The following is a 1,771-nucleotide window of genomic DNA, read 5'->3' as shown; positions in this document are numbered from 1 at the left end:
ACTGCTGAATTGAGCGATGGCTTCGGCCGTGCGGGACGTGTCGGCATGCAGATCAAGTGTGGGCGAACTGCCGTCCCAAGCGTGGCGTGCCAAAACCCCAATGGGTTCGAGCGGCAAAATATCTTCCAGTGAAGTGCCCAACTCCTGCAGCATCTGGTCTAACACCCAACGCATGGTGAACACCGTGGGGCCGGAATCCACGCCCACACCGTCGACCTGCACTTGACGAATTTTCCCGCCGGGGGTGTTGGCACTTTCCAGCAAGGTGACATCCAGCCCGTGGTGAGCCAAAACCAGGGCACTCACCAATCCCCCAATGCCGGCGCCCACCACCACCACACGCGGGGTTTGACCGTTCTTAAACATAGGACTTGCCTTGCCACTGGCCCCGCACTTGCAAAGGCACAAACCGGGCAAACATGGACTCGGCAAAATAGCCGTTTTGCGCAGCCGCCTGAATGGCTTGCAAATGAGCGCCTGTGCGCGCATAAGCGTTCATGTCGGCCACGCTGTCCCAAATAGTGAAGGTCGCTTGTCGGAACAACGGCGCCTCGCCAAGGCCCACTGCCAATTGGCAGCCTTGAACCCCTTCCAGGGCGCGCTCAGACGGGGGCGCATGTCGCCAAAAAGCTGGGGCTTTGCTCAGCTTGATTGAAGCCCTGGTGAGGGCCGCCACCGGCCCATGGGTCGGTTCAGGTGCAACTGCACCCAGCGAAAAGCCATCCCAAGTGCCACGGCACGACCATGCTTGAAGTTTGATGCAGCAAAAATCAGAAGATCTCTGCCGATATTTTTGAACCCATTGCGCATGCGCCACAAAATCATCAGCCGTCTGAGTTGATTCAAACAGGGAAAACAAGCCTTGTCGCGATGAACTGGGTTTCAAACCAAAGCCGCCCTCGTGCCCACTGCCCAGCAACTTGGCAAACAACAAGCCAGGCACGCGGCGCAAAGCAGCCGAGCCTTGGACAATGCGCAACCAACCCCACCACCTTGAAGTCTGGACGATATCAGCCAGCAAGACAACGACCACTTGGCCATTGACAGGTTCTGTTTGTCCCAAATGCATGTGCCCAATTTCCGTAAAAAAGGCCTGCACCACAACCGGTGCAGGCCTTGTGAATTCCAGAGTTTAAGGCTTTGCTAAAACTTGGAGCTCAGGGTAGTCTTTGGCCATCTGAGCGCCATAAAGCGGCTTGTAAGCGCCTTGGTGGCAAGTTGAGCAATTGACTTTGGCAACATCACCTTTGGGACCCAAGCGATGATCTGGGAAGGTTTCGGTGAGTGGCGTCATGTAGTCGTTGTTCAATTCACGCGCCATCCGAATGCCATACCAAGAGGTCACCCGTTGCGGCCTGGATTCCTCCCAGGATTGGAAGTTGCGTGTGTTGTGGCAATAAGTACAGTTCACACCCAAGGACTCGGACATGTGCACCATCAAGGAGTACGTGTGCTCGGTTTGTTTGAGCGAAGCCCGGTTGGCGTTGGAACCCACACCCGCCATGGCTTCGTTGCCATTGACTCGGATAGGCAAAGCATCTTTGAGGTAAGGCGTGAATGGGTCAAACGGCAGTGAACTCAGCCCCGCTTCTTTGGTGGCAATGTTTTGCCCAGCCAAATCACCCAACAAGCTGTTCGCGTACTTGCGGTCTTTGGGCTCGTTCCAAACTTGCGTGGGCACGTTGTTGCCACGGTGGCAGGTGTAACAAGTCAAACCCGTATCCGCCACGTGGGTCTTCCAGTCTTGATTGACCTTTTGCGTCATTTCAAT

Annotated in this window: 3 protein-coding genes; all 3 read right to left on the bottom strand. The window is 55.7% G+C overall.

Translation table 11 applies throughout. The features are described 5' to 3' along the window. Nucleotides 1–366: FAD-dependent oxidoreductase (locus Q0341_RS05750; protein WP_299511148.1), on the bottom strand; the 366-nt coding region annotated here is incomplete at its 3' end. Next, a complete protein-coding gene (locus Q0341_RS05745; RefSeq protein ID WP_299511147.1) occupies nt 359–1,069 on the bottom strand; it encodes a spheroidene monooxygenase in 711 nt (236 codons plus the stop codon). The genes Q0341_RS05750 and Q0341_RS05745, both read right to left, overlap by 8 nt. A 63-nt stretch (nt 1,070–1,132) precedes the next feature. Beyond that, the coding region (gene pufC, locus Q0341_RS05740) for a photosynthetic reaction center cytochrome PufC (protein WP_299511145.1) at nt 1,133–1,771 on the bottom strand (639 nt) is incomplete at its 5' end.

The sequence above is a fragment of the uncultured Limnohabitans sp. genome, assembly GCF_937889215.1.
Lineage (GTDB): Bacteria > Pseudomonadota > Gammaproteobacteria > Burkholderiales > Burkholderiaceae_C > Limnohabitans_A.
The sequence above is the reverse complement of the archived record's forward strand: the minus strand, read 5'-3'. Positions and strand labels throughout refer to the sequence as shown.

Excerpts from the sequence above, each read along its gene's own strand:
- Q0341_RS05745 (WP_299511147.1), bottom strand. The coding sequence starts at position 1,069 with ATGCATTTGGGACAAACAGAACCTGTCAATGGCCAAGTGGTCGTTGTC.